The sequence below is a fragment of the Curtobacterium sp. PhB115 genome (assembly GCF_003752025.1).
In the GTDB taxonomy this organism is placed as follows: domain Bacteria; phylum Actinomycetota; class Actinomycetes; order Actinomycetales; family Microbacteriaceae; genus Curtobacterium.
This window is the reverse complement of sequence record NZ_RJKR01000013.1, coordinates 50,591-76,971: the sequence shown is the minus strand read 5'-3', so window position 1 is coordinate 76,971 and position 26,381 is coordinate 50,591. Positions and strand designations below refer to the sequence as shown.

Annotated in this window: 22 protein-coding genes; 6 read left to right on the top strand and 16 right to left on the bottom strand. The window is 72.3% G+C overall.

Going from position 1 to position 26,381, the window contains the following annotated elements; all coding sequences use genetic code 11:
• Positions 1–450: 450 nt before the first annotated feature.
• The 13 genes from EDF19_RS18150 to EDF19_RS18085 all read right to left on the bottom strand — a co-directional run bounded on the left by EDF19_RS18150 (position 451) and on the right by EDF19_RS18085 (position 16,551).
• Positions 451–1,611 (bottom strand): LLM class flavin-dependent oxidoreductase, encoded by a 1,161-nt coding sequence (locus tag EDF19_RS18150; RefSeq protein WP_123682259.1) that lies wholly within the window; start codon positions 1,609–1,611, stop codon positions 451–453.
• Positions 1,608–3,233 carry an ABC transporter substrate-binding protein gene (locus tag EDF19_RS18145; protein ID WP_123682258.1) on the bottom strand — a complete coding sequence of 542 codons (1,626 nt, stop codon included), beginning with the start codon at positions 3,231–3,233 and terminating at the stop codon, positions 1,608–1,610. The genes EDF19_RS18150 and EDF19_RS18145 overlap by 4 nt, the downstream gene beginning before the upstream one ends.
• Complete coding sequence (locus EDF19_RS18140; protein WP_123682257.1) at positions 3,230–4,936, bottom strand: ABC transporter ATP-binding protein; 1,707 nt, start codon at positions 4,934–4,936, stop codon at positions 3,230–3,232. The genes EDF19_RS18145 and EDF19_RS18140 overlap by 4 nt, the downstream gene beginning before the upstream one ends.
• Positions 4,933–5,829 carry an ABC transporter permease gene (locus EDF19_RS18135; RefSeq protein ID WP_123682256.1) on the bottom strand — a complete coding sequence of 299 codons (897 nt, stop codon included), beginning with the start codon at positions 5,827–5,829 and terminating at the stop codon, positions 4,933–4,935. Before EDF19_RS18135 ends, EDF19_RS18140 begins: the two co-directional genes overlap by 4 nt.
• A complete protein-coding gene (locus EDF19_RS18130) occupies positions 5,826–6,875 on the bottom strand; it encodes an ABC transporter permease (RefSeq protein ID WP_123682375.1) in 1,050 nt (349 codons plus the stop codon). The genes EDF19_RS18135 and EDF19_RS18130 overlap by 4 nt, the downstream gene beginning before the upstream one ends.
• A complete protein-coding gene (locus EDF19_RS18125; protein WP_123682255.1) occupies positions 6,872–7,900 on the bottom strand; it encodes an LLM class flavin-dependent oxidoreductase in 1,029 nt (342 codons plus the stop codon). Before EDF19_RS18125 ends, EDF19_RS18130 begins: the two co-directional genes overlap by 4 nt.
• The gene (locus EDF19_RS18120; RefSeq protein ID WP_260217297.1) at positions 7,897–9,333 is read right to left on the bottom strand and encodes an NtaA/DmoA family FMN-dependent monooxygenase; all 1,437 of its coding nucleotides are present in this window, start codon (positions 9,331–9,333) and stop codon (positions 7,897–7,899) included. The genes EDF19_RS18125 and EDF19_RS18120 overlap by 4 nt, the downstream gene beginning before the upstream one ends.
• A complete protein-coding gene (locus EDF19_RS18115; RefSeq protein ID WP_123682254.1) occupies positions 9,330–10,556 on the bottom strand; it encodes an LLM class flavin-dependent oxidoreductase in 1,227 nt (408 codons plus the stop codon). Before EDF19_RS18115 ends, EDF19_RS18120 begins: the two co-directional genes overlap by 4 nt.
• Before the next feature lie 23 nt (positions 10,557–10,579).
• Positions 10,580–11,035: a carboxymuconolactone decarboxylase family protein gene (locus tag EDF19_RS18110; protein ID WP_123682253.1), complete on the bottom strand. Its 456-nt coding sequence runs from the start codon at positions 11,033–11,035 to the stop codon at positions 10,580–10,582.
• Positions 11,036–11,542: 507 nt separating this feature from the next.
• Positions 11,543–12,820, bottom strand: a complete 1,278-nt coding sequence (locus EDF19_RS18100; RefSeq protein WP_123682251.1) for an NtaA/DmoA family FMN-dependent monooxygenase — start codon at positions 12,818–12,820, stop codon at positions 11,543–11,545.
• Positions 12,817–13,596, bottom strand: coding sequence for an LLM class flavin-dependent oxidoreductase (locus EDF19_RS18095; RefSeq protein WP_185022939.1), 780 nt, complete (start codon positions 13,594–13,596; stop codon positions 12,817–12,819). The genes EDF19_RS18100 and EDF19_RS18095 overlap by 4 nt, the downstream gene beginning before the upstream one ends.
• Before the next feature lie 154 nt (positions 13,597–13,750).
• On the bottom strand, positions 13,751–14,971 hold the full coding sequence (locus EDF19_RS18090; RefSeq protein ID WP_123682249.1) for an acyl-CoA dehydrogenase family protein: 1,221 nt from the start codon (positions 14,969–14,971) through the stop codon (positions 13,751–13,753).
• 95 nt (positions 14,972–15,066) lie between these two features.
• Entirely contained in the window at positions 15,067–16,551 is a 1,485-nt protein-coding gene (locus tag EDF19_RS18085) for a reverse transcriptase family protein (RefSeq protein ID WP_123682248.1), read from the bottom strand.
• Positions 16,552–16,614: 63 nt separating this feature from the next.
• Here EDF19_RS18085 and EDF19_RS18080 point away from each other — a divergent pair, with 63 nt between their 5' ends.
• Positions 16,615–17,175 carry a histidine phosphatase family protein gene (locus EDF19_RS18080; protein WP_123682247.1) on the top strand — a complete coding sequence of 187 codons (561 nt, stop codon included), beginning with the start codon at positions 16,615–16,617 and terminating at the stop codon, positions 17,173–17,175.
• 255 nt (positions 17,176–17,430) lie between these two features.
• On the opposite strand, the gene EDF19_RS18075 is transcribed toward EDF19_RS18080, so the two are convergent.
• Positions 17,431–18,240: a DUF1684 domain-containing protein gene (locus EDF19_RS18075; RefSeq protein WP_123682246.1), complete on the bottom strand. Its 810-nt coding sequence runs from the start codon at positions 18,238–18,240 to the stop codon at positions 17,431–17,433.
• A 93-nt stretch (positions 18,241–18,333) separates the two neighbouring features.
• Positions 18,334–19,599 carry an ROK family transcriptional regulator gene (locus tag EDF19_RS18070; RefSeq protein WP_123682245.1) on the bottom strand — a complete coding sequence of 422 codons (1,266 nt, stop codon included), beginning with the start codon at positions 19,597–19,599 and terminating at the stop codon, positions 18,334–18,336.
• A 134-nt stretch (positions 19,600–19,733) separates the two neighbouring features.
• Between EDF19_RS18070 and EDF19_RS18065 the strand changes: the two genes are divergently transcribed.
• Genes EDF19_RS18065 through EDF19_RS18045 form a run of 5 tightly spaced genes read left to right on the top strand, consistent with a single transcriptional unit; the run spans position 19,734 to position 25,212 of the window.
• A complete protein-coding gene (locus tag EDF19_RS18065) occupies positions 19,734–20,771 on the top strand; it encodes a carbohydrate ABC transporter permease (RefSeq protein ID WP_123682244.1) in 1,038 nt (345 codons plus the stop codon).
• Between the two features lie 42 nt (positions 20,772–20,813).
• Positions 20,814–21,719, top strand: a complete 906-nt coding sequence (locus EDF19_RS18060; RefSeq protein WP_260217292.1) for a carbohydrate ABC transporter permease — start codon at positions 20,814–20,816, stop codon at positions 21,717–21,719.
• On the top strand, positions 21,716–23,107 hold the full coding sequence (locus EDF19_RS18055; protein ID WP_185022938.1) for an ABC transporter substrate-binding protein: 1,392 nt from the start codon (positions 21,716–21,718) through the stop codon (positions 23,105–23,107). Before EDF19_RS18060 ends, EDF19_RS18055 begins: the two co-directional genes overlap by 4 nt.
• Positions 23,108–23,152: 45 nt before the next feature.
• Positions 23,153–24,145, top strand: coding sequence for a Gfo/Idh/MocA family protein (locus EDF19_RS18050; RefSeq protein WP_123682242.1), 993 nt, complete (start codon positions 23,153–23,155; stop codon positions 24,143–24,145).
• 44 nt (positions 24,146–24,189) lie between these two features.
• Complete coding sequence (locus EDF19_RS18045; protein ID WP_123682241.1) at positions 24,190–25,212, top strand: Gfo/Idh/MocA family protein; 1,023 nt, start codon at positions 24,190–24,192, stop codon at positions 25,210–25,212.
• A gap of 105 nt (positions 25,213–25,317) precedes the next feature.
• Here the strand turns inward: EDF19_RS18045 and EDF19_RS18040 are convergent, their stop codons facing one another.
• A complete protein-coding gene (locus EDF19_RS18040) occupies positions 25,318–26,325 on the bottom strand; it encodes a transporter (RefSeq protein ID WP_123682240.1) in 1,008 nt (335 codons plus the stop codon).
• Between the last annotated feature and the right edge of the window lie 56 nt (positions 26,326–26,381).

Here is a 26,381-nt window from a genome sequence, read left to right as displayed (position 1 = left end):
GGGAACGACTCGTGCATCGTCGGAACATGCACACGCACCCGATGCGTGCGCAACGAACGACGTCCCACCAGTCGAACGACAGGTGGGCCGTCGGGTTGCCGCCGCCGAACGACGGGGTCGACGTCGTACGGCGTCGGCGTTGTCGCACCACGGCTGCGGCGGCCCACGCCCAGAACGACGATCCACGAGGGCAACGACTCGTGGATCGTCGGAACATGCACACGCACCGAACTGGCGGGCCGTCGGGTTGCCGCCGCCGAACGACTTCGTCGCCGTCGTGCGACGTCGGCGTCGTCGCACGACGGCGGCGCCCACGCGACGATCGACGATCCACGAGGGGAACGACTCGTGGATCGTCGGAACATGCACACGCATCCGATGTGTGGGCAACGAACGACGTCCCAACCGTCGAACGACAGGTGGGACGTCGGAACATGCACACGCAGCGAGCTACCGCGCAGCCAGAGCGGACTCCCCCACGACGGCACCCGCGCCACGCGCCGCCCACTCGGCCCCGAGCAACTCGTACGAGCGCACCCGCGCCGCGTGGTCGTGCGTGATCGTCGTGACGAGCAGCTCATCCGCCCCGGCGGCCCGGCGCAGGGTCTCGAGCCGGTCCGCGACCTCCGCCGCGTCCCCCACGAAGCGCGTGGCCACCCGGTCGGCCACGGACTCCGCCGCCGCCGGGTCCAGGGGGTCGCGTCGCGCCGCGGCCGGCGACGGGTACGCGATCGCACCCACGCCGGCGCGGATCGAGTACACCCACGAGTCGTACCCGAGCGCGAGCTCCTCGGCCTCGGACGACGACCGCCCGACCACGACGTCGGCCGACACGATGACGTGCGGCGCGTCGAGCACTCCCGGCCGGAAGGCGTCGCGGTAGGCCTCCACCGACGCCAGGACCGTGCCCGGTGACGTGTGGTAGTTCGCACCGTAGGGCAGCCCCAGCGCACCGGCGATCCGGGCGCTCTCGCCACCGGTCGACCCGTGGATCCAGAGCTCGACGGGTGCGCCGGAGGCCGGCGGAGCCTCGACGACGGCACCGTCCCGCGACCACGTACCGGCGAGCAGCCCGCGGATGAGCTCCAGCTCGCCCTCGAACCGGTCGACGTCGCCCGGCACCCGTCCGAGCAGTTCGCCCTGCAGCGCGAACCGGCTGCCCGGCGCGACGTGGAAGTCGAACGGGGCGGGGACGAGCAGTCCGTCGACGACCTGGTCCGACCGCGGCGCGAGCGACGGTGGCTTCGGCGTCCCCGGTGCCGGGGCGCCGGAACGTCCGAGCCCGAGGTCGATCCGGGGCCCGTACAGCGCGGCGAGCGTGCCGAAGGTCTCGGCGATCTGCAGCCCGCGGGTGTTGCCCACGAGCGTCGCGGCGCTGCCGACCCGGAGCTCCCGGGTGGCGGCAGCGACCGCACCGATGACGACGGTCGGCGCACTGCCCGCGACGCCCGGGTTCAGGTGGTGCTCGGCCAGCCAGTACCGGGCGTACCCGGCGCGCTCGGCGGCGACGGCCAGGTCGACCGTGTTCGCCAGGGCGGTGGCGGCGGACGAGCCGGCGCTCACCGGCACCAGGTCGAGGACGGAGAGCGGGACGGGCCGCGCGGCGGTCACGATGCGTCCTTCCAGGCCCCGGTGAGCTGGTCGAGTCGGGTGTCGGCGCCGAAGGCGATGCCGTGGACGTCCGTGGCCGGGGCGATGATGCTCGTCAGCTCGTGCACCGGGACGAAGTCGACCTGGGACGCGATGCGGTCCTGGATGTCGGCGAAGGTGGCCGAGCGGTCCTCCGCGGACGACTGCGACAGCTCCTTCGTGAAGAGCGCGTCGAGCGTCTTGTCCGAGGCGCCGATCGACTGCGCACCGGTGCTGGAGAACTTCGAGCGGAGGACGTCGCCGTCGGCACGGGAGTTGTTGTCCCACGACAGGTCCCAGTCGCCGCTGGTCAGGTTGGCGAGGTACTGCGGGACGGTGCCGCTCTCGAGGGTGAGCCCGACGCCGACCTTCCCGAGCTCCTGCTGGATGAGCTCGAGTGACGTCTGGTTCGGCCCGAAGTTCGTGATCCAGATGAGCTTCAGCTGCAGCTTCGTGCCGTCCTTCGATCGGATGCCGTCGGAGCCTTCCTTCCATCCGGCGTCGTCCAGAGCGGCTGCGGCGGCCTTCGGGTCGTACGCGGGCAGCGCGTCGGACGCGTCCGTGTACCCGGGCGTCGTGGACCCGAGCACCGAGGTCCCCACCTTGAACAGGTCGTTCAGCGAGGTGTCCCGGACGGCAGTGGCGTCGACCGACTGCGCGATCGCCTTGCGGACCACCAGGTCGGACACGATCGGGCGCTCCTGGTTGAACGTCAGCCCGAACACCTGCCCGGGGTTGGCCCGGGTGACGAGGTCGTACTGCGCCGTGAGCGTGTCGACGTCGCTCGGCTGGACACTGCTGATCGCGTCGAGCTGCCCGGACTCCAGGCTGCCGGTGCGGACGCTGGCTTCCGGCACGACCTGGAAGGTGACCTTCGACAGGTGCGCGGCCCCGGTGTTGCTCCGCTCGGCGGGACCCCAGTCGTAGTCCTTCCGCTTGGTCAGGACCGTCGAGGTGTTCTTCGTGTACGAGGTGAGCGTGAACGGCCCGGTGCCGATCACGGCCTTGCCGTCGGCGCGGTCGTCGAACTTCGTCTCGGTGGTCTCCGGCGCGACGATGCCGAGTCCGACCGACGCGGTGGCGTTCGGGAACGCGGCGTTCGGCGTCGTGAAGTCGACCTCGACGGTGTCGTCGTCGATGACCTTCGTCTTCTCGTACCCGGAGAAGGACGCGGCGGCCGTGCTCGACGCCCCCGCCGCGACGATGTCGTCGAAGGTGTCCTTGACGGCGGTCGCGTCGAAGGCGGTGCCGTCCGAGAAGGTGACGCCGGAGCGCAGGTCGAACGTGAAGGCGGTGGCGTCCGCGTTCGCCGAGTACTTCGTCGCGAGCCAGGGCTTCAGCGATCCGTCGGAGGGGTCCTGCCACAGCAGCGAGTCGACGAGCTGTCGGGTGATCGCGAAGGTGTCGTTGCCGGCGCCGGTACCCGAGGGGTTCAGCGAGATCGGGTCGTTCGCGATGGCGTAGGTCAGCGAGCCGCCGTCGACGGGCTTCGACGACGACGTCGACGCGGTGCCGCCCGACGAACAGCCGGCCATCACCAGGGCCGCCGTGGTTCCGGCCGCGATCGCGGCCACCAGACGGAACGGCGTGCGGTGGATGGTCATGAGACTCCTTCGGGTGCGGATGCGGATGCGGATGCGGATGCGGGAACAGGAACAGGAACGGGAACGGGAACGGGAACGGGCACGGGCACGACGCGCCGGGACCGCCCCGGGATCGCGTCGAGCAGCGCACGCGTGTACTCGTGCTGTGGGTCGTGCAGGACCTGCGAGACGTCGCCGTGCTCCACGACGCGCCCGCCCCGCAGGACGGACACCTCGTGGGCGATGCGGCGGACGACGGCTAGGTCGTGCGAGATGAAGAGGTACGAGACGCCGAGCGTCGACTGCAGTTCCGCGAGCAGGTCGAGGATCTGTGCCTGCACGGACACGTCGAGCGCGGAGACCGGCTCGTCGAGCACGATGAACGACGGGTCGAGCGCGAGCGCACGGGCGATCGCGACCCGCTGCCGCTGGCCGCCGGAGAGCTCCGCTGGGCGTCGTGCGGCGGTCGAGGCCGGCAGTGCCACGAGGTCGAGCAACTCGGCGGCACGGGCTGCGCGGGACCGCCTGGTACCGACGCCGAACGCCGCGAGCGGGTCGGCGATGACCGACCCCACGGACAGCCGCGGGTGCAGCGCCGCGTACGGGTTCTGCTGCACGATCTGCGCCTGCCGCCGGTACGCCCGGAGCGCGACGCCTCGGGCTCCGGCCACGTCGGCACCGTCGAAGCGCACGCTGCCCTCGTCGGGCCGTTCGAGTCCGAGCACGAGCCGAGCAGTGGTCGACTTGCCGGACCCGGACTCCCCCACCAGCGCCAGCGTGCGGCCGCGTGGCACGGTCACGTCGACCCCGTCGACGGCGGTCACGCGGTCGAAGGACTTCCGCAGTCCGGTCGCGACGACGAGTGGGTCGGGGCGGTCGGACGGGAGGCGCGGATCGCGTCCCACGGACACGGTCACGTCGTCGAGACTGGGTGCCGCTGCGATCAGTGCGCGCGTGTACGCCTCACGGGGTGCGCCGAGCACCTCGGCCGGGGTGCCCTGCTCGACGATCCGTCCCTCGGACATCACGACGATGCGATCGGCCCGGTCGGCGGCGACCCCGAGGTCGTGCGTGATGAACAGCACGCTCGTGCCCCGTTCGGCGACGAGCCGGTCCAGGTGGTCGAGGATCGTCCGCTGCACCGTGACGTCGAGCGCACTCGTCGGTTCGTCCGCGACGAGCAGCTCCGGGTCGCCGATCAGGGCGATCGCGATGAGCACACGCTGCCGCATCCCGCCGGAGAGCTCGTGCGGGTACTGCCGTGCACGGAGCTCCGGACGGTCGATGCCCGCACGGCGGAGCTCCTCGACGGCACGGTCCCGGGCCTCGGCGCCGGTGGCGAGGCCGTGGATGCGGAGCACCTCGGCGACCTGGGTGCCGATCCGCGTCACGGGGTTGAGCGAGACCGTCGGGTCCTGCGGCACGAAGCCGATCCGGACGCCGCGGACGGACCGGACCTCGCTGTCGGTCGCGGTGACCAGGTCGAGGTCCGCGGAACCGGCGGCCGCCCCGGAGAGCCGCACCGTGCCTCCCGTCAGTTCCGCTGCTGCGGGCAGGAGCCGGAGGACCGCGTGGGCCGTCGTCGACTTGCCCGAACCGGACTCACCGACGATCGCGACGCGCTCGCCGCGACCGACGTCGAGCGAGACGCCGTGGAGCGCGGGCCGCGCGGCGCGGCCGCGACCGTAGGAGACGGTCAGGTCGCGGATGGAGAGGAGGCTCATCGGACGGCCCGCCGTTCGGTGTCGAGTGCACGGGCGACGCGGTTGCCGGCGAGGACGGTGACGGCGATGACGAGCCCGGGGATCGTGGTGAGCCACCACGAGGACGCGATGAAGTCGCGGCCGGTGGCGACGAGCGAACCCCACTCCGGCTGGGGCGGCTGGGCGCCGTAGCCGAGGAAGCTCAGGCTGGACACGGCGAGGATCGCGGTGCCGAACTCGAGCGCGGCGAGCACCAGCACGGGGCCCGCGGCGTTCGGCAGCACGTGCACGAGCAGGACGCGCCACCAGCGGTTGCCGTTCGCGCTCGCGGCCTCGACGTACGGGGCGGTGCGGACGCGGACGACCTCGGAGCGCATGATGCGGGCGATGGTGGCGATGCTCGCGACACCGACCGCCACGGCGACGTTCACGGTGCCGAAGCCGAGGACGGTGACGATCGTCAGCGACAGCAGCAGGCTCGGGATGGCCAGCAGGACGTCGGTGACGCGCATGAGCACCGCGTCGACGACGCCGCCCACGAAGCCGGCGACGAGTCCGACGAGCGAACCGCCGACCAGTCCGATGACGATCGCGAGGACCGCGGCCTGCAGGGTGAGCGCGGTGCCGTGCACGACCCGCGCGTACAGGTCACGGCCGAGCTGGTCGGTGCCGAACCAGTGCGCGGCGTCGGGAGCGGTGAGCTTGACGGCTGGTTCGGCGGCCAGCGGGTCGTGGTGGGTCAGGGCTCCCGGCACGAGGGCGGCGACGATCACGAGCGCCAGCCAGACGACGGCGACGGTCAGGGTCGGGCGGGCGACGAGGCCGCGGAGTGCCGTGGTGCCCCCGGGTACACGGCCCGCGGTCGTGGCGAGCGGGGCCGGACGGCCGATTGCGAGCTGCGTGGTCTCGGTCATGCGTGGACCGCCTTGGGTTCGGGGGTGCTGGACGGAGTGGTGCCGGGCGCGCCGGGGGTGGCGCCGGGGGTGGCGCCGGGGGTCGCGCTGTCCTGGTCTCGGAGCTTCCGACGGCTGCCGGCGATCACGACGCGGGGGTCGAGCAGCGGGTACACGAGGTCGACGACGAGGTTCACGACCACGAAGATCGCGGCGGCGAGCAGGACGATGCCCTGCACGACGGGGATGTCCTGCTGCTGCACGGCCGTCGCCGTCACCCGCCCGAGGCCCGGCCGCGAGAACACGGTCTCGGTGACGACGGTGCCGGAGAACAGCTGCCCGACGATGAGCCCGGTGACGGTGAGGGCAGGCAGCGCGGCGTTCTTCAGTGCGTGGCGGAGCTGCACTCGCCAGCGCCCGGCACCCTTCGCGTACGCCGTGTCGACGTACGGTTCGCGGAGCGTCTGGACGAGGGACTTGGAGAGCAGCTGCGCGATCGTGGCGCCGGTCGGCAGCGCCAGGGTGATCGCCGGCAGGACGACGGAGGCGGGGCCCTCACCCCCGAACGCCGGGAACACGTGCAGGCCGAACGAGAACCACTGGACCAGGAGCAACGCGAACCAGAACCCCGGCACCGCGACGCCGATCGGGGGCAGCTGGAGCAGGAACTGACCGAGGGCACGGTTGCGGGTCCAGGTCGCGAACACCGCGATCCCGCCACCGAACACGATCGCGAGCACGAGGCCGGCGACGGCGATCTGGGCCGTCGGGGCGATCGCCTCGCCGATGACGTCGGCGACCGGCCGGCCGACCCCGATGGAACGGCCGAGGTCCCCGGTGAACAGGGAGCCGAGGTGCTGGAAGTACTGCACGAGCACGGGCTGGTCGAGGCCGTACTGGTGCCGGAGGGCGTCGAGCTGCGCCGCGGTCACGTCGGTGGCGTCCGGGCCGACCATGATCCGTGCGGGGTCGCTCGGCAGCACGTAGAGGACGAAGAACGAGATCGTCCACGCCGCCCAGAGCACGAGCAGGGCCTGCCCGATGCGGGAGAGCACGTAGCGGGTCATGCGGCGACCACCGCCTGCTGCGTCCGCGCCGTCCATCCGAGCGCCGGTGCGACCCGCTCGACGACGTCGGCGAGGATCTGCTCGTACTCGTCGCCGGCGAACTCGTAGGGCAGCTCGATCCGGAACTCGTCGACCTCGGCGAGGGTGGCGTCGTGGACGAGCTGCTCGACGATCTGCTCGGCCGGTCCGACCAGGTCGGCGGAGAACAGGGTGCGGCGGGGCCCCTGCGGTGCGCTCTGCCGTGCCAGGCGCGACTCGTGCCACGTGCGGTAGCGCTCGCGCGAGACCCGGTCGGCCGAGTCCGTCGGGACGACGCAGCGCCCCCAGGCCACGCGCGGGCGGCGACCGTCGGGCAGCGCGGCGCGGTAGGCGGCGAGCTGGTTCCGCTGGGCGGTGCCGTAGTCGTCGGTGCCCTCGCCCGAGGTCAGGTTGCCGATGAGCAGGTTGAGGCCGGCGCTGCCCGCGAAGGCCGCGGAGCGGAGCGACCCGCCGCCGTACCAGACCCGGTCGACCAGGCCCGGCGCGTACGGCTGCAGGCGGGGCCGCTGGACGTTGCCCGGGCTCTCGATGACAGTGTCCGTGTCCCCGAGGAAGTCCCCGCGCAGGTTGTCCACGAACCGGGTGACCCGGCCGTACCCGCGGTCGAACGAGCGCCAGTCGCCGTCGAACACCAAGTCGCCGAGGATGTCGGCGTGCGGGGCGCTCGTCGACAGCCCGACCTGTACCCGCCCGTGCGACAGGACGTCGGCGAGCGAGAAGTCCTCGGCGAGGCGGAAGGGGCTCTCCCACCCGATCGGCACCACGGCGACACCGAGCTCGATCGACGTCGTCCGCTGGGAGGCCGCGGCCAGGAACACCGCGGCCGAGCCGATGCCGTGCTCGAGGTGGCGGTGCCGGACCCAGGCGCCGTCGACGCCGAGTCGTTCCGCGGTGGCGAAGAGGTCGAGGGTGGCCTCCAGGCCGTCGGCGGGTGCGTCGTCGTCGAAGTTGCCGGGGACGAGGATCGCCAGGCTCGAGATCGTCACGCGAGCACCCCGGCGGACGCTGCCGTACGCGCCGGACCTGCCGCAGCGGCCGTGCGTGCGGGGACCGAACGGTCGCGGATCGTGCCGGGCAGGTCGAGCGTCTGCCGGAGCGTTGCGCCCTGGTCGTACGACTGCCGGTACACGCCGCGCTCCTGCAGCAGCGGGACGACGGTGTCGACGAACTCGTCGAGTCCGTACGGGTTGGTGTGCGGCACGACGACGAAGCCGTCGGTGGCGCGCTCCTGCACGTACCGGTCGATCTCGGCGGCGATGTGGGACGCCGTCCCGACGAACCCGCCGCGGGTCGATGCCCGGATGACGAGGTCGCGGATCGACAGGTGCTCGGCGTCGGCCAGGTCGCGCCACGACCGCACCAGGGCGGGGACGTCGCGGGTGTGGCGGGCGCGGCCCCTCGTGATCGCAGCACCGTCGAGGTCGGGCTCGATCGTCGGCAGCGGGCCGTCGACGTCGTACGACGACAGGTCGCGGTTCCAGACCTGCTCGAGGAACGCGATCGCCGTGGCCGGGCTGACCTGGGCGCGACGGATGGCGTTCGACCGCTCCTCGGCGTCCTCTGCCGACGACCCGATCACGAACGTCGCACCCGGCAGGATCTGCAGCTCGTCCTTCGACCGTCCGACGCGCTCGAGGCGCGCGGTGACGTCGCGGTAGAAGGCCTGCGCGTCGTCGAACTCGGTGTGCAGGGAGAAGATCACCTCGGCGTTCGCGGCGGCGAGGTCGCGACCCTCGTCGGAGTCGCCGGCCTGCACGATCACCGGGTGCCGCTGGGGGCTGCGCGGCACCGGGAACGTGCCGGTCACGTCGAACTGCGGGCCGTGGTGGTCGACGTCGTGGATGCGCGACCGGTCGGCGAACACGCCGTCCGCCAGCGCGCTGCCAGCCGCGGTGTCCGCGACGACGGCGTCGGGCTGCCACGAGTCCCAGAGTTCGCGGGACAGCGCGATGAACTCGGCGGCCCGCGTGTACCGGTCGGCGTGGTCGAGGAACCCGCCGCGGCGGAAGTTCGCGCCGTGGAACGCGTCCGAGCTCGTCACGACGTTCCACCCGGCGCGGCCGTCGGTGAGGTGGTCGAGCGTGGCGAGCTGCTTCGCGAGCTCGACCGGCTCGTTGAACGTCGTCTGCAGGGTGCCGACCAGGCCGATGTGGTCGGTGACACCGGCCAGCGCGGCGAGGATCGCGAGCGTGTTCGGACGGCCGACGACGTCGAGGTCGTGGACCCGGCCCTTCTGCTCGCGCAGCCGAAGCCCCTCGGCGAGGAACAGGAAGTCGAAGTACCCGCGCTCGGCGTTCCGGGCGAAGTGCTCGAACGACGAGAACGCGATCTGGCTCTCGGCGCGGTCGTCGCTCCAGATGGTGGTGTTGTTGACGCCCGGGAAGTGGGCGGCGAGGTGGACCTGACGCTTGGCGCTCATGCTGAGACCTCCACGGAGACGGAACCGGCGGGTGCGGACGCGTACCGGCTGACCGCCGGGGCGATGCCGAGCCGCGTGCGCAGGTCGGCGGTGGGACGGGACGCCACGTCGGCGCGGAGCCCGGCGGTGACGAGAGCCGGGACGAGCTGCCTGGCGATGGCGGTGCTGTCGATCGGGATGCGCAGGGGGCGGAGCCGGACGCCGGCGAAGCCGAGGTCGCGGAGGTCGCCGATCCGTGACACCAGGTCCGGCACGGTGGTCGCGAGGACGGACGTGTCGGACCCGGAGCCGACGGCGTACGGGGCGCCCGCGGCCGCGTCGAGCGCGGCGAGCTCGTCGGCGGCAGCCGCCGTCGACGACCCGATGAGCACCGCGAGGTCCGCGAGGACCGGACGACGGACGGCAGACCCGGCCACCTGCTCGAGGTGACGGATCTCCGTCAACAGGTCCCGCGCCTCCCGGCCCTGGTACCCGGGCGTGACCAGCACGACGTCCGCAGCGTCGACCGCGAACGCGGCCGCGTCGGAGCGGTGCGCCAGCGAGAAGACCGGCGGTCGACCCTGCGGGGACCGCGGCACGATCGACGCGCCGTGCACCGAGAGGTACCGCCCCTCGAACGCCGCGTTGTGGATGCGGTCGCGGTCGATGAAGCGGCCGGTCGTGACGTCGCGGATGATCGCGTCGTCGTCCCAGCTGTCCCAGAGGCGGGAGACGACCTCGGCGGCCTCGCGGGCCTCGTCGAACAGCGTGGCCGCGTCGTCGCCGCCGGGGCGGCGGCCGAACAGGGCGGCCTCACGGGTCGTCGGGCTCACCTGGATCCGCCACCCGGCTCGCCCCAGGGAGACGTGGTCCAGGGTCTGGAGGCCCGTGGCGACGTGGAACGGTTCGGTGTGCGTCACCGAGACGGTCGGCACCAGACCGACGGCGCGGGTCGCAGGGGCGACCGCGTTCGCGACGAGCAGGGCGTCGAGGCGGCCGACGACGGTGGTGGTGTCGAGGTCGAGGTCGAGGTCGGCAGTCGTCGGGCCGGCAGTCGTCGGGCCGGCTGTGAAGGAGTCCTCGATGGTGACGGCGTCGATGCCGAGCCGGTCCTGTTCGACGACGACGTCGCGCCAGTGCCGGAGGCTCGACAGGCGCTGCGCGGCCGGGCCGGCGACGCGCCAGGCGGCAGGGTGCCAGCCGGCGCCCTGCAGCGCGGTGACGAGGGTGATGCGGTCGGGCATGGTGTTCCGTCCGGTTTCGGTGGCTAGTGGGAGTGGGCTGCGTGGGTGGGTGCAGCCGTGTCGGCCGGTGCAGCGGCGTGGGCCGGTGCTTCGGCGTGGGCCGGTGCTTCGGCGTCGGTCGGTGCAGGCGTGTCGGCCGGTGCAGCCGCGTCGGCGCCGAACTTGAAGCCGAGCCGACCGTGGGCGAAGCCGCCGCCGGCGCGGATGGCCGTGGCGACCCAGGCGGCCTCGGCGAGTTCGGCCTCGTCCGCGCCGGCCTTCACCGCTCGCTGGCTGTGGCCGTCGATGCAGTAGACGCACTGCGTGGTGATGCCGACCGCGAGGGCGATGAGCTCCCGGTACTTCAGCGGGATCGCGCGGCCCTCGGGCTGGAACACCGACTCGTCGAACTGGACGAAGGCCTTGAGGATGTCCGGGGTCTGCTGCTTGTAGACCTTCGTGAAGGTCTTGTCCTGCTCGCGGTCGAGGTAGTCGGTCATGTCGGCGACGCTAGGACGGTTCGGCCCCGGTGCGGGGTGGTGTTGCGGACCGTGAACGGGCGTTGCACCGTGTGACGGCGGGCCGCGTCGCCCGGTGTCACACGGCGTCACGCGGGGGGCGCGGTCGCGTTCGGGGTCGCGTTCGCGTTCGCGGTCCCACGGGGTCGCACGGGGTCGCACGGGGTCGCACGGTGCGAGGCACGCACGCCGGGCGCCCACAGTGTGCGAGGTTCCGCGCAGTGTGGGACGCCGCGCAGGTCGCACGGTCGCAGGAACCTCGCACACTGGAGCCGCACGAGCCGCACGAGCTGCAGGAGCTCGCACGGGGTCGCACGGGGTCGCACGGGGTCGCACGGTGCGAGGCACGCACGCCGGGCGCCGACAGTGTGCGAGGTTCCGCGCAGCGTGGGACGCCGCGCAGGTCCCACGGTCGCAGGAACCTCGCACACTGCGGCCCCGCCCCGCCCCGCACGCTCCGCCCGCGCCGCGCCCCCGCACGCCCCCGCGTCAGACCGCCCGCGCCCGCGCCGCGAACCGCCCGCGCAGCGTCACGTCCTCGTACGACCGGTGGAACACACCCCGGCGCTGCAGGATCGGCACGAGCTCGTCGACGACGGTCTCGAGGCCCCGCGGGAACTCGTCGATCATCAGGTTGAAGCCGTCGGCGGCACCGGTGCGGTACCAGTCCTCGATGGTGTCGGCGGCCTGCTCCGGGGTCCCGACGACGATCCGGGCGCCGTACCCGCCGAAGCCCCGCAGCACGTCCCGCAACGAGGTGTTGTTGGCGCGCACCCAGCGCACGACCGTCTCGTGGTACCCGAGCGACGGCCCGTAGGTGACCGGGTCGACCTCGCGGTCGAGGATCGCCGACGGGATCGGCGCGTCCGGGTCGAGCCCCGACAGGTCGGCGTCGAGGTGGGTCCCGAGCGCCCGGAGCGAGTACCCGTCCGGCGCGAGGGACTCGAGCTCGTCGAACCGGCGCTGCGCCTCGGCCTCCGTGCTGCCGAGCACGAGCGACAGTCCGGGCACGATCGCGACGTCCGACGCGCTTCGCCCGTACGTCGCGGCGGCGGCCTTGACGGCGCGGCGGTGCTCCCGCGCCGGTTCCGGGGTGAGCTCGACGGCGAAGACGCCCTCGGCGACCCGCGCCGCCAGGTCTCGCCCGTGCGGAGACCCACCGGCCTGGAACACGACGGGGTGCCCCTGCGCCGACGGCGGCACCCGGAGGACTCCGTCGAGGTCGAGGAACTCGCCGTGGTGGACGACCGGCTCCCCCGTCGCCGCAGACCGCCAGAGTGCCGTCACCAGGTCCACGAACTCCCCGGCGCGGGCGTACCGCTCCGGCCGGTCGGGGTTCGTCGCGACGCCGAAGTTCGCCGAGACGGACCGGTCGTAGGTGGTGACGGCGTTCCACGCGACCCGGCCGCCGGACACCGTGTCGAGTGACAGCAGCCGCTCGGCCAGGTCGAACGGGTCGTTGTAGGTCGTCGACGCGGTGCCGACCAACCCGAGTTGGCTCGTCGCGTCGGCGATCGCCCCGAGGCCCACGAACGGTTCGAGCAGCCCGTAGGCCCGGACGTTCGGGTCGCCGAACGCCGGGTGGTCGGCGAAGAAGACCATGTCGAGCAGTCCCCGTTCGGCCGTCCGCCCGAGCCCTGCCCAGAAGTCCGCGGTGAGCAGGTCCGTGGCCTCGACGTCCTGGGTCCGCCATGCCGCTGGCCGCTGCCCGAAGCCCTGCAGGTTCACGCCGAGGATCAGCCCCGCGTCGTCCCGCTCGCTCGTCATGCGCGCACCGCAGCCACGTCCGGCACGGTGAGACCGAGCAGGGCGCGGAGCGTCGGGTGGACGGGTTGCGGCACGGTCGGCCGGGAGGCACGGCTCGGCTCCGCCTCGGACGTCGCCTCCGGCAGCGGCGCGAGCGGGTGCGCGTGGTGGCCGAGCACGAGGTCGGCGGTCGGCAGGTCGACGTCGTGCCAGGCCGCGAGGACCGGCTCCCCCTGCCTGCTCGACGGCGTCGTGAGCGGGCCCCGCACCCGGTAGCCGTCCGGCCCGCCGTCGTGGTCGAGCGGGAGGATCCGCTCGGTGTCGGCGAAGACGCCGGCGTCCCGGTCACCGACGATGCTGTCGAGCGGCCACGTCCGCCACAGCCCGCGGATCACGTCGGCGAACTCGGCGGGGTCGTGCTGCTCCCCCGAATCGGGCACGCCGTGGTCGACCGCTCCGACGAGGAGCCCGACGCGGCCGTCCAGGACGTGGTCGAGCGAGAGCACCCGGCGGGCGACGTTGTACGGGTGCTCGCGGGTCGGGGCGACGGCGACGAGGAACCCGTGGCCGGGCAGTGCACGACCGAGGGCGAGTGTCGCCGTCGTCGGGTCGAGCCGGTACCCGGTGCCGGTCGCCCGGTCGAAGCGGTCCGCACCGATCGCGACGACGGACGCTCCGGACCGGACGATGCGGTCCGCGAGCGCGACGATCCCGCCGGGGGTGGTCACGGCCGAGACGAGGTCAGCGTCCGGGACGGCCACGACGTCCTGTTCGGGCGATTCGGCTGGTGGGGTCACGTCGGTGCCTTCCGGTCCGGTGGGAGCGGCCCGCCACCATCGCCTCCCCAGCGTCCGTGGCGGGCCGTTGCACCGACCGTACGGCGGTCGGTCGCCGCCGCGTGCGCAGGTGTCACCGGGTTGCTCCGCGTGACGGCCCGTTACGGCGGATCCGTCAGCGGTCGAGTGGACTCGCACCGTTGACGAGCAGGTCGGCGACGATGCGGCGCTTGTGCACGCGCGGGTTGTGCGACGCCAGGGTGCGGGCGTTCCGCCAGTGCCGGTCGAGGCCGAGCGAGCGGAACGTCCCCGAGGACCCGAGCGCGTCGAACACCAGCGTCGTCGCGTCGAGCACGGCGTCCGTGACGATGGTCTGCGCGCGCGCCACAGCGACCCAGCTGCGCTCGAGCGCCGCACGCAGCGCCGGGTCCGTCGACGGGTCCGCACCCGCCGCACGCAGGGCGGTGTGCCGGTCGACGGCCGCGTCCACCGGGCCGAGGCTCGCGGCGAACGCGGCGTCGGCGGCGTGCACCCGGGCGTCGACGGTGCCGATCACGCTCAGCAGCTCCGGATCGTGGGTCGGATCCGCCGCGGTGCCGTTGTGGTGGCCGCGTGCTCGTGCGCGGAGCGCCTCGACGCCCTCGCGCAGGGCAGCGCGGCCGATGCCGACCAGGATCGCGTGCATCACCGTCTGGTAGTACTGCTCCTGGTACGGGTACCGGGTCGCGTACGGCAGCACCCGCTCGTCGGGCACCGGCACGTCGGTGTAGGTCACGCTCCCGCTGCCGGTGATCCGCTGGCCGAAGCCGTCCCAGTCGTCGCCGATCAGCACACCGGGGTCGGAAGCGTCGACGAGCGCGACGGACTTCGCGCCGGCGTCGTCGACCGCCAGCACCGTGATCCACCGGGCGTACACGCTCCCCGTCGAGTAGAACTTCCGACCGGTCAGCCGCCAGGACCCGTCCGGGTCTCGGACGATCCGCGTGGCGAGGTCGACCCCGGTCGTGTTCGGCGACTCGCTCCACCCGCCGCCGACGAACTCGCCGTCGCCGAGCCGCGTGACGATCGCACGGTCGAACGCGGTGCCCTCGGCGTGCACGCGGTCCTCGACGAACGAGAAGTGGTTCCGCCACACGTGTGCCAGGTTCGGGTCGACCTCGGCGATCTCGGCGATCGCGCGGAACACGTCGGACAGACGGGCACCGACCCCGCCCCACTCGACCGGCGTCCGCCACCGCGCGAAGCCGGCGTCGACGAGCCAGCCGAGCTGTTCCGTGGCGAGACGCTCCTCGCGTTCCCGCTGGCGGGCGTCGAGACCGATCTGCTCGATGACGGGCCGGAGCGGCGCGATCAGCGCGTCGTAGCGGTCATCGGTCGGGAGCTCACTCGGACACATGGCCGCACGCTACCCAGGCGCAGGCGGTGGCCGGCGTGCCGCCGCAACGCTGGGCAACCCGGCGCAACCGGACGTCACAGACCGGGCAGCGCGCCTCACCACACGATGCGCGCGAACTCCTCGCGGAGCCGTCGGGCCCGGCCCGGGTTGACCTGCTCGACCCACCCGATGCGCCCGAGCAGGTGCGCCCGGAACTCCGGGTGTCCCGCGCGGTTCTGGGAGGCCGGCCCGTGCACCGCGGCGTTGTGCAGGATGGCGTGCAGCCGGTCGACCTCGCGACGTCCGGGCGAGGTCCGCTCGTTGACGACGACCCCGGTGACCGACTGCCGGACGCCCTGCCGACGGACCCGGGTCTTCGCAGGGTTGAGCCGGTGTCCCTGCTCCTGCACGATGCGGTCGACGCCCCGCAGGAACGCGTCCGGCCGCGCGGCCAGCCGGTCGCCCCCGCTGAACGTCAGGTCGTCGGCGTAGCGGGTGTAGACGGCGTCGACGGCGCCGGCCCATCCGGACAGGCGCGCGTCGAGGTGCCGTAACGAGGTGTTCGCGAGTGCCGGCGAGGTGGGCGCTCCCTGCGGCAGGTGGGCTCCCGCCAACGCCTGGCGCAGCGCGTGCCGCTCCTCCGGGGAGCCGCCGGCGGGCATGGCGCTGAGCACGTGGACCGGCACGCGGTGCGTGCAGATGCCGGTGAGCACGTGCGCGAGGGGTTCCGCGAACCCGGCCTGCCGGAAGACGCCGTAGACCGTCGGGGCGCTGACGCTCGCGAAGAACGTGGTGAGGTCGGCGGTGACCACGACCTGCTGGCCGGTGTGCGCGGCTGCTCCGGTGACGACGCTCCGACCGGCCACGAACCCGTGCGCGGCGTCGTGCACGGGCAGCATCGTCAGGAGTTCGTCGAGGATCGTCCGCTGGGTGCGCCGGAGCATGTCCATCGGCTTCTCGAGCAGCCGAGGTGCACGCCCCGGGCGGGTGATCCACTCGTGCCGGTAGTGGTGCAGCGGGCTCGACGGTGCCGATCGGCGGTTCCACGCGCGGGTGTCGGCGAGCCAGAGCAGCCGGCCGACGGTGAGGTCGAGTGCCCGGGCGAGCTCGGGCAGCGTGTCGACGAGCAGCGGGCTCGCCGTCTCGGGACGCGCACGGACCGCGGTGACCCGGCGCACGAGCACCGTGATCGGCTTCCGTGCCGAACGGATGCGGTGCAGCCGGACGAGGCCGGGCGCGAGGGCGAGCACGGCGGCGAGCTGGCGTGGTGCGTCGACCGGTGGCCGCGGGTACGCCTCGAGCGCAGCGGTGACGGCGTGCCGGACGGCGGCCCGTTCGACGCCGAGCACGACGTACCCGAGGGCGGTGAGCTCCTTCGCGGCCCACCGCTCGGCGGTCAGGAACGCGTCGGCCAGCGCCGCGGTGACGACGGTGAGGGGCGTGGGGTTCCCGGAGGACTCGTCGGTGCCTCCGTGCGGCGTCGCGCGCGCAGCGCGCTGTCCCGCTCGGGGCGTGTCCTCCTGCTGGTCCTGCGTGCCCCGGGGTGACCCCGGAGAGGTCGACGCGTCACGCGCGCCGGCCGCCTCCCCCGGGAACTCCACGCGCTCACCCTACGGTCACACCCCTGAGACGGCAGCACATGGCCGCCGTGCCAGGATCGGCGGATGGTCTCGTACTTCCTGACCCACGCCGAGGTCGTCGTGGCACCCGCCCAACCGATCCGGTCGTGGGGGCTGTCCCGCGACGGCCGCGCTCGTGCAGCCGCTGCCGCCGAGATCGCCTGGGACCCGGACGTCCGGCGGATCGTGTCGAGCGACGAGCGGAAGGCCATCGAGACCGCCGGGCTGCTCGGGACCGCGGTCGGGCTGGTCCCCGCGACGGACGCCCGGCTCGGCGAGATCGACCGCGACGCGACGGGGTACTTGCCACCGGACGAGTTCGACGGTGTCGTCGAGGCCTTCTTCGCCGACCCGACCCGGTCGGTGCGTGGGTGGGAGCGTGCCGTCGACGCGCAGGACCGGATCGTCGAGGTGGTCCGACGCCTGACAGCCGACGGCGACGTGACGATCGTGTCGCACGGTGCCGTCGGGGCACTGCTCCTCGCGGACCTGCTCGGCGAACCGGTCTCACGGGCGCTCGACCAGCCCGGCATGGGCAGTGTGTTCTCGTTCGACCCTCGTCGCTGGGCCGCGACGAGCACCTGGCAGCGCCTGCCCCTCGCCTGACGCGCACGCCGACCGGTGCGCCGGCGGCCGGTGCGCGTGCATGTTGCGACGATCCACTCGTTGATCAACGGGTGGATCGTCGTCTCTTGCGCACGCATCGAGTGCGCGTGCATGTTCCGACCAACCACGAGTCGATCACCTCGTGGAGTGTCGGACGATGCACGCGCAGCGAACGACGTCACCGCGTCGCACCGCGGCGGCGGGCGCGGCGTCGCACCGCGGCGGCGGGCGCGGCGTCGCACCGCGGCGGCGGGCTCAGGCGGGCAGCCGCTCCCCCGCCTCGACCGCGACGTCGAGCCGGTTCTCGGCCGGAGGCAGCGGGCACGTGGCGTGCGCCGTGTACGCGCACGGCAGATTCGTGGCGCGGTTGAAGTCGATCCGGGTCGCGCCGGCGGCATCCGGGGCGGCGATGTCCAGGCTCCGATTCGCGGCGTAGGTCGTGACGCCGCTGGTGCGGTCGGTGAACAAGAGGTGCAGGCCGTCGCCGTGCCCGTTGAACGCGAGCAGCGACCGCGGCCCGTCGAGGTCGAAGGTGAGGACGCCCGGGGCCGAGTACACGTGCTGCAGCCCGTCGACGACCGAGCCGACGGTGACCTCGCGCGGTACGTCGAACGGTTCGAAGCGCGCGTCGACGACGAACCGGTCCGACGGCTCGTACGTCGGGGTGCCGGGGTACTCGGTCCGGGTCGGGTTGCCCGGGTGCCTGGGCCGGATGACGTCGCTGCCGCCGCGCCGCGCAACCTCGATGACGACGGACTCGTCGCCGTCCTGCCACACGACGTTCGTGCTCGACCGCTCCGGCAGCGGCCCGAACCGGTGCGTGCCGGTGATCCGCTGTCCGTCGACCTCGATCGCCTCGTCGTCGGCGAGCTCCACGACCGGGCCGTCTTCACCGGTCGACCAGGTGCCCGGCGCGTCGTCGAACCGCTCGGGCGTGGCGGTCAGCCAACGGATGCTCGTGATCGCGAGGAAGCCGTGCTCGCTCGCCCGGGCTCGTTCGTGGGCGTCGTGCCAGGCCGCCCACTCGGTGGCGGATTCGGGTGCGGTCGGCGTCGTCGTGCTCATGCCCCCGACGCTACGACGCCCGGGCCGCGAACGCGACGTCCCCGTCGCGCGACGTCATGCGCACGGCCGACCCGACGCCCTGGACAGTCCCGCTCACCAGGGGTGGGCGATGCTGCGGACGTGCACCGGGCCTCCCGGTCGACGCCCCGTACCGACGCCGGCGCCGCGGCCGACGGGGGCAGGCACGGCGAGGTCGGCCTGCAGCACCGCGCAGGCGGCGCCACGGGCCACCGAGGCCTCGCCGAAGGCGGTCGCCGCGACCGTCGGGAACGGTCCGTTCGGCAGCCGGACCGCGAGCCGCTCGCGGACGGCATCGATGAAGACGTCGCCGCCGGCGAGGGCCGCGCTGCCACCGATCACGACGCGTGGCACGTCGAGCAACTCGACGACGTGGGCGAGCGCGGATCCGAGGGCGGCACCGGCCTCGGCGACCAGCGGCGCTGCGGACGGCGTCGCGCAGAGCCGCTCGAACGCGTGCCGGACGTCGCCGGGGCGGTCGAGTGGGACTCCCGTGGGGAGCAGCCCGGCGTCGATCCCGCGGCGGACTTGCTGCAGGGGCTGGCATGCTTCCCAGACCTCGGTCCAGCGGCCGTGCGCCTCGACGGGCATGCCACCGAACTCGCCGGCGTTGCCGGTCGCGCCGCGGACCACCTCGCCCGCGGCGACCGTCGCGGCGCTGATGCCGTGGCCGAGGAACACGGAGACCAGGTCGTCGGCACCGGCAGCGGACCACACCTCGCCGAGGGCGCTCGCGACGCCGTCCTTCTCGAGCCGCACGGGCAGACCCGTCCGGGCGGCGAGCTCGTCGGTGACCGGCAGCGACCACCAGGCGGGCAACTGCGCGGGGGTACCCAGCCGGACGCCGTCGGGGTCGATCGAGCCGGGGACGGCGAGGCCGATGCCGGCGGGAAGGGGAACGCGCTGACGGGCACCGCCACGGACCCGGTGCACCGCCGCCGCCATCGTGTCGAGCGTCCGCGCCGGGTCGTCCGTCGCGTCCAGGTCGACGTGCTCGACGGCCAGCACGGCGCCGGTCAGGTCGGTGCGCACGACGACGAGGTGCGCCGGGTCGAGGTGGACCCCGATCGCCGACCGCGACCCTGCGACGACCTCGAGTCGTCGTCCGCCGCCCGGTGCTTCGCGCACGAGTCCCGCTGCCACGAGTCCGGCCGCGATGTTCGACACCGTCTGCGCGCTGAGCCCGGTCGCACGCATCAGCTCGGCGCGGGCGAACGGTCCCCGGCGACGGACGAGATCGAGCACCAGCGCACGGTTCTGGACCCCGACGCGCACGAGGTTCGTGCCGCCCGTTCTGCCCTGCACCACGGTGTGGCGAAGGGGTTGACGTGGCTCGTCCATGATCCCTATCGTCTCTGCTCAAACGAATTTGTCAATCAATTGGATTGAATCCGCGACGGTGCGATCGGTTCGCCCGTCCGGAGACGGATTCGCCCGCGTCACATCGGGGTGACGCGGGGTCGGAAGGGACGCTCGTGACGACGACGACACGGACCGGAACAGCACCACGACCCTCCAGCGGCGAGCGCCGAGGGGACGACGACGGACCGACCAGCCGGGGTCGACCGAGACGGCGACCCGCCGGTGGCCGCGCACGGGAACGCCATCCGTGGACCCCGGCCGAGCGCCGTCGGCTCCGCGTCGGCATCGCGTTCATCTCGCCGTGGATCCTCGGCGTGCTGGTGTTCATCGCCTACCCCCTGATCTACTCGTTCGCGATCAGCCTGACCCGGTACTCGGGCATGGCCGACATCACGTGGGTCGGGTTCGCCAACTACGTCGCCGCCTTCATCGACCCGCTGGTGCACACGGCGGTCGGCAACACCCTGTTCTACGCCGTGATCGCGGTGCCGGTCGGGATCGTCATCGCGATCGTGATCGCCATCGCGATGAACCAGGACGTCCGCGAGATCGGCTGGTACCGGACGGCGCTCTACATCCCGTCGCTCATCCCGACGTTCGCGTTGGCGTTCATCTTCGTGGTGCTCGTCAACCCGCAGACCGGCCTCGTCAACCAGGTCATGAAGCTCGTCGGGATCCCGGCGACGAACCTGCTCGGCGACCCGACGACGGCGAAGCTCGTGATCGTCGCGCTCGCGCAGATGGGTGCGGGCAACGCGGCGTTGATCTTCCTCGCGGGGCTGCGTGGGATCCCGAAGACCCTGTACGAAGCCGCTCGCGTGGACGGGGCCGGACCGCTCCGGCAGTTCTTCGCGCTGACGCTGCCGCTGCTCTCCCCCGTGATCCTGTTCAACCTGATCACCGGCATCAGCAACGGGCTGCAGGTCTTCACCGAGGCGTACGTGATCTCCTCCGGCACCGGAGGGCTCGGCAGCCCGGACAACGGGACGTTGTTCTACATGCTCTACCTCTACAAGAACGCGTTCAGCTACGCGCAGCTCGGGTTCGCGAGTGCGATGGCCGTGCTGCTGTTCCTGGCCGGGATGATCCTGTCCGGGCTCGTGTACTGGCTGTCCAAGCGCTTCGTCAACTACGACGTGACCGGGGAGTGACCGATGACACTGCGCACTGAACGACACCCGGACCGTGACACCGTGACCTCGTCGATCGAGTCCGTCCGACCCCGCGGTCGCAAGGGGGCCGACGACCGCTCCCGGAACGCCGACGGCTCGATCCGCTCACCGTGGTCGTCCGTCCTCGCTCGCGTGCTCCTCATCGCGATGAGCCTGCTGTTCCTCATCCCGATCTACTGGATGGTGATCTCGGCGCTGAAGGGCAACTCGGAGCTCGGCGCCTTCCCGCCCACGTGGTTCCCGCAGTGGCTCGACTGGTCGAACTTCGGCAAGGCGATCGACGCGATGCCGTTCTTCACGTTCTTCCGGAACACGCTCATCATCACGGTCTGCGTGACGCTCTTCTCGATGGTCTCGAACCTCGTGATCGCGTACGGGTTCTCGTGCCTCGAGTGGCGCGGCCGCGACAAGGTGTTCTACGTCGTGCTCGCCACGCTGTTCATCCCGTTCCCGGTCACGCTCATCCCGATGTTCGACCTGTACGCCCGACTCGGCTGGATCAACACGTTCCTGCCCCTGATCGTGCCGAGTCTGTTCGGGTCCGCGTTCTACGTGTTCCTGCTCCGGCAGTTCCTGCTGCAGATCCCGAAGGACCTGCTCAACGCAGCGCGGATGGACGGCGCCTCCGAGTGGGGCATCCTGTGGCGGATCGTGTTCCCGCAGGCCAAGGCGGCGCTCGTCACGGTGGGGATCTTCGCGGCGGTCGGTGCGTGGAACGACTTCCTCGGACCGCTCATCTACCTGCAGGACGAGAACGTGCAGACGCTGTCCATCGGCCTGCAGATCTTCCGTCTGAACAACTCGCAGGACTTCCAGTTCAACCAGCTGATGGCGGCATCGGTGCTCATCATCCTGCCGCTCGTGGTCCTGTTCTTCGTGTTCCAGCGGACGTTCATCAAGGGCGTCCAGATCGGGAGCTTCAAGTGAGCACTGCATTCGACCGACGAACGTTCCTGCGCGGTGCCGCGGCGACCGGTGGCGCGGGTGCGCTCGCGCTCCTCGCGGCGTCGTGCGCCTCCGGCTCCGGGAGCCGGAGCAACCCGAACCAGGTCACCATCTGGGGTGTCACGGGCACATTCGTGCCGTTCCAGACGAAGGTGATCAAGGACTTCAACAAGATCCACCCCGAGGTGACGGTGAAGGTGAACGTCGTGCCGTCGCAGGGCACCGGCGACGCGACGAGCATCATCACCGCCGTGCGGGGCGGGACTGCCCCCGACCTGTGGCTCCTCGACCGGTTCAGTGCGGCGCAGTACGCGGCGATCGGGCTGATCGAACCGATCGACGACATGATCGAGGAGTTCGAGGACCAGCCGAAGGACGAGTTCCTGGCGCAGTGGCTCGGCTTCACGATCGGCGAGGTCAGCTACCAGGGCAAGACGTACGGGCTCCCCCACGACACCGACGCCCGTGGCATGTTCGTGAACCGCACGATGCTGACAGGTGCCGGGGTCGATCCGGACGAGTTCGACTGGGAGCACAACGGTCCGGTGAGCATGGACCGGATGTGGGAGGTCAGCGAGCGCGTCACGAAGAAGTCCGGTGGCAACTACACGCACATGGGTCTGCTCCCCTGGTACGGCGAGGGCTGGCCGTTCACTTGGGGCCTCGGACTCGGTGCGTCGTACTTCGACCAGCAGGACTCGAAGATGACGATGGACTCGGCGAGCGTCCGGAGCATCTTCGAGTTCTACGAGGACTGGGCGGGGCGGTACGGCTACAAGGACGCCGACACCTTCATCGCGACCTACGAGCCGACCGGGCACCCGCCGGGGCAGACCGCGTTCATGGCGGACCGGATGGCCTTCATGGTCAGCGTCCCCTCCACCATCCAGACCTTCGACAACTACGGCCCGAAGGACCTCGACTGGGGCACTGCATACCTGCCGACCCAGCAGGACGGCGGCGACAAGTACACGTGGTCCGGCGGCTTCGCGCTGTGCGTGCCGAAGGGCTCGAAGAAGAACAAGGCCGTGTGGGAACTCATGAAGTACTTCACGAGCAAGCAGGGCCAGGAGACCTACATGGTGCCGGCCACGAGCGTGCCGTCGAACATCGCGGCGCTCGAGGACCCGAAGGGCTCCGCGAAGTCGATCCGCTTCTTCACCGAGTCGATCGGCGCGTCCACCTGCCGCCCGCCGCTGCCCGTCGGCGGCGCGTGGTGGGACTCCCTCGCCGACGCGCGCTCGAGCGTGCTGCTCGGCACCGCGAGTCCGCAGGAAGCCGTCGAGCGGGCGCAGAACCGCGTCGACCCGATGATGCAGACCTACTCGCCGTTCACGTTGCCGAAGGACTACGACAAGGTCCGGATCTGAGCGGGAACGCTCTGGTCGTCCCCCAACGAAAGGAATCACCGAAACATGCCCTCCACCCCCTTGCGCGTCGCCGTCCTCGGCTTCTGGCACGTCCACGCCGGCGACTACGCGCAGCAGACCGTCGACCACCCCGGCACCGAGCTCGTGGCCGTCTGGGACGACGACGCAGACCGCGGCCGCGAGGGCGCCGAGCGCTTCGGCGTCCCGTACACCGACGACCTCGATGCACTCCTCGCCCGCGACGACGTCGACGCCGTCACCATCACGACCTCGACCGACGTCCACCGCGACGTGATCGAGCGCGCGGCAGCGGCCGGCAAGCACGTCTTCACCGAGAAGCTCCTCGCCCTCACCGTCGAGGAGTGCGAAGCGGTCATCGCCGCCTGCGACGCGGCCGGTGTCGCGCTCGTCGTCTCCCTGCCCCGCCTGTACCACGGCTCCACCGCCGCGATCCGCCGCGAGATCGAGGACGGCCGCCTCGGCGACGTCACGTACTCCCGCGTCCGGCTCTCGCACGACGGCGCCGTCGCACCGTGGCTGCCGGAGCGCTTCTTCGACCCGGCGACGGCGATCGGCGGCGCCCTCACCGACCTCGGCTGCCACCCCGTCTACCTGACGCAGCTCTTCCTCGGCGCCCGCCCCGACACGGTCGAGGCGGTCTACCGCTCGTACACCGGCCGTGCCGTCGAGGACCACGCCGTCGTCACCGTCGGCTACCCGTCGCAGGCCATCGGGGTCATCGAGGCCGGCTTCGTCGCCGGCACCCCGTTCACGATCGACGTGGCCGGCACCCGGGGCTGGCTCGCCTACTCCGACCGGGAGGCCCGGCTCACCGCCGGCGGACCGGCCTACGGCGACGAGACGGTCACCCTCGACGTCCCCGCGGACACCCAGGACGCGTTCGGTCAGTGGGTGGGCCACGCCGCCGCCGGCACACGTGCCGACGACAACCTCGACAGGGCCGTCGAGCTCACGCGGCTGGTGGTGGCCGCGAACCACGCGGCAGCCGCCGACACCCTGGTCGGCGCACCCGCCTGACCGCCCCAGCAGTCCAGCACCACGAACCAACCACAGGAGTCACCATGTCCAGCGACATCATCCGCGTCGGCCTCATCGGCGGCGGCGGGATCGCCACCTTCCACATCAACGGGTACGCGCAGCACCCCGAGCTCATCCGGGTCGCGGCGGTGGCGGACGCGTTCGCCGCGACGGCCGAGGAGCGCGGCGCCGAGCTCGGGGTCCCGTTCTTCACCGACTACCTCGAGATGCTCGAACAGGCCGACATCGACGCCGTCGACATCTGCCTGCCGCACCACCTGCACCGCGACGCGATCGTGGCAGCGGCACGGGCCGGCAAGCACGTACTGTGCGAGAAGCCGCTCTGCCTCAGCCCGGACGAGGCCGCCGACGTGCAACGTGCCGTGTCGGAGTCGGGCATCACGCTGATGTGCGCACACAACCAGCTCTTCATGCCCGCGGTCGCGAAGGCGAAGGAACTCATCGACGACGGCGCCCTGGGAACCGTGTACGAGGTGCGCACCACGGACTCGTTCCGCAACGAGTTCGACCCGTCGAACATGGGGTGGCGGGCACACGCCTCGACGAGCGGCGGCGGCGAGCTCATCGACACCGGCTACCACCCGAGCTACCTGCTCATGCACCTGGCTGGCGGTGTCCCGGTGCAGGCGACCGCGATGCTGTCCACCCACCGACTGGCCTTCATGGAGGGCGAGGACTCCGCGCAGGCGCTGTTCCGCTTCGACAACGGCGCCGTCGGGCAGCTCGTGACGAGCTGGGCGTACGACCCGGCGGCCGGCACCGAACGGTTCAGCGTCGTCGGGGAGCTCGGCGCCCTGACGAGCGACGGCACCACCCTGCGCTGGGACCTGCTCGACGGCACCAGCGAGACCGTGACGTTCGACGAGGTCGACACCTTCGCGGCCGAGGTCGGTGCGTTCGGTGCCTGCCTCCGCGACGGCACCCGGCCGATCCACTCCGAGCGGGAGGGCATCGCGGTCCTCGGCATGATCCTGGCAGCGTACGAAGGGGCCCGGACGGGGACGATCGCGCCGGTGCTGACGGCCGACGACACGGTGGCTGCCTGACGCCTCCCGCGATCGCGCACCCGTTCTGCGACGAACCACGAGTCGTTCGGCGCGTGGTTCGTCGCAGACCGGGTGCCGACGCACTGCATCGCCGTCGGCACCGCGTCAGTGCGTGGCGGGTGCCGCGTCCTCGTCGTCGGCGGCGTGCAGCACCGACTCGGCCTGCCCGAGCAGGTGCCGCGCGGCCAGGCTCAGCGACCGCACCCCGACCACGACGACGAGCAGGGTGAGCAGCACCAGCAGCACGGTCGTGGGCACCCACGCCACCGGCAGGTCGAGCACCCGGAACCACTCGATCGCCGCCGTGGCGACCGCCGCAGCCGGGAACACGAACGACCAGAACCCGAGCGAGAACCCGAGCCGGACGTAGCGGGGCAGCAACGCGAGCTGCACGAGGAGCATGAGGACCCCGAGGCCCGCGATCGCCTGCACGGGCAGGGTCCGGGCGTCGTCGGTGAGTGCGAACAGGGACACCGTCGCCACTGCGGGCGGGGCCACGAGGATCGCCATCGTGGGGACGAGCGGGTCGGGCAGTGCGGGACGGAACGACAGCCGGATGAGGAGCAGCCCGGTCATCACGCCCCAGAAGAACACGCCGACGCCGAAGCACGCCCAGGACAGCCAGCCCGCACCCACCTCGTGCGTCGCGACGGCGGCGACGAGGGCCGCGGCGACCGTCGGCAGCAGGTAGCCGCCGTGCACGGCCTCCAGGGTCAGGCGCCCCTCGAACCACGTGCTCAGCAACCACGCCGCGAACCCGGCAGCGACCGCCACCGCGAGCAGCACGAGGACCCGCCCGCCGATCTCCCAGAACCGCGCGAGGTCGACGCCGAGGAGCATCGCGGTCGCGGGAACCAGGGCCGCGATCGGGCCCTGCGCGGGGTGACGGAGCTGGTCGACCAGGCGCTCGTCAACCCGGACGCCCCGCAGGACGTGCGCGCCGAGCAACCACACCCACGCCACCGCCGCGACCACCCAGAAGACCTGCGGGACGACGGCGGGCAGTCCGAGGACGGGTGCCGCGTACGACCACGTCTCGGCGAAGCCTGCGAGGCCGAACGGTGCGGCGAGGGTGTTGAGCGGGATGCGGGAGGTCGGGTGTGCGCTGGGCATAGGGCTCCCATTCTCCCCGGCTCGGCACCGACCGTGCGCGCCGCGCGAGCGCGAAG

Coding starts and splice junctions, on each gene's coding strand:
- EDF19_RS18145 (WP_123682258.1), bottom strand. CDS start 3,233: ATGACCATCCACCGCACGCCGTTCCGTCTGGTGGCCGCGATCGCGGCC.
- EDF19_RS18140 (WP_123682257.1), bottom strand. CDS start 4,936: ATGAGCCTCCTCTCCATCCGCGACCTGACCGTCTCCTACGGTCGCGGC.
- EDF19_RS18135 (WP_123682256.1), bottom strand. CDS start 5,829: ATGACCGAGACCACGCAGCTCGCAATCGGCCGTCCGGCCCCGCTCGCC.
- EDF19_RS18130 (WP_123682375.1), bottom strand. CDS start 6,875: ATGACCCGCTACGTGCTCTCCCGCATCGGGCAGGCCCTGCTCGTGCTC.
- EDF19_RS18120 (WP_260217297.1), bottom strand. CDS start 9,333: ATGAGCGCCAAGCGTCAGGTCCACCTCGCCGCCCACTTCCCGGGCGTC.
- EDF19_RS18115 (WP_123682254.1), bottom strand. CDS start 10,556: ATGCCCGACCGCATCACCCTCGTCACCGCGCTGCAGGGCGCCGGCTGG.
- EDF19_RS18110 (WP_123682253.1), bottom strand. CDS start 11,035: ATGACCGACTACCTCGACCGCGAGCAGGACAAGACCTTCACGAAGGTC.
- EDF19_RS18100 (WP_123682251.1), bottom strand. CDS start 12,820: ATGACGAGCGAGCGGGACGACGCGGGGCTGATCCTCGGCGTGAACCTG.
- EDF19_RS18090 (WP_123682249.1), bottom strand. CDS start 14,971: ATGTGTCCGAGTGAGCTCCCGACCGATGACCGCTACGACGCGCTGATC.
- EDF19_RS18080 (WP_123682247.1), top strand. CDS start 16,615: ATGGTCTCGTACTTCCTGACCCACGCCGAGGTCGTCGTGGCACCCGCC.
- EDF19_RS18075 (WP_123682246.1), bottom strand. CDS start 18,240: ATGAGCACGACGACGCCGACCGCACCCGAATCCGCCACCGAGTGGGCG.
- EDF19_RS18070 (WP_123682245.1), bottom strand. CDS start 19,599: ATGGACGAGCCACGTCAACCCCTTCGCCACACCGTGGTGCAGGGCAGA.
- EDF19_RS18050 (WP_123682242.1), top strand. CDS start 23,153: ATGCCCTCCACCCCCTTGCGCGTCGCCGTCCTCGGCTTCTGGCACGTC.
- EDF19_RS18045 (WP_123682241.1), top strand. CDS start 24,190: ATGTCCAGCGACATCATCCGCGTCGGCCTCATCGGCGGCGGCGGGATC.
- EDF19_RS18040 (WP_123682240.1), bottom strand. CDS start 26,325: ATGCCCAGCGCACACCCGACCTCCCGCATCCCGCTCAACACCCTCGCC.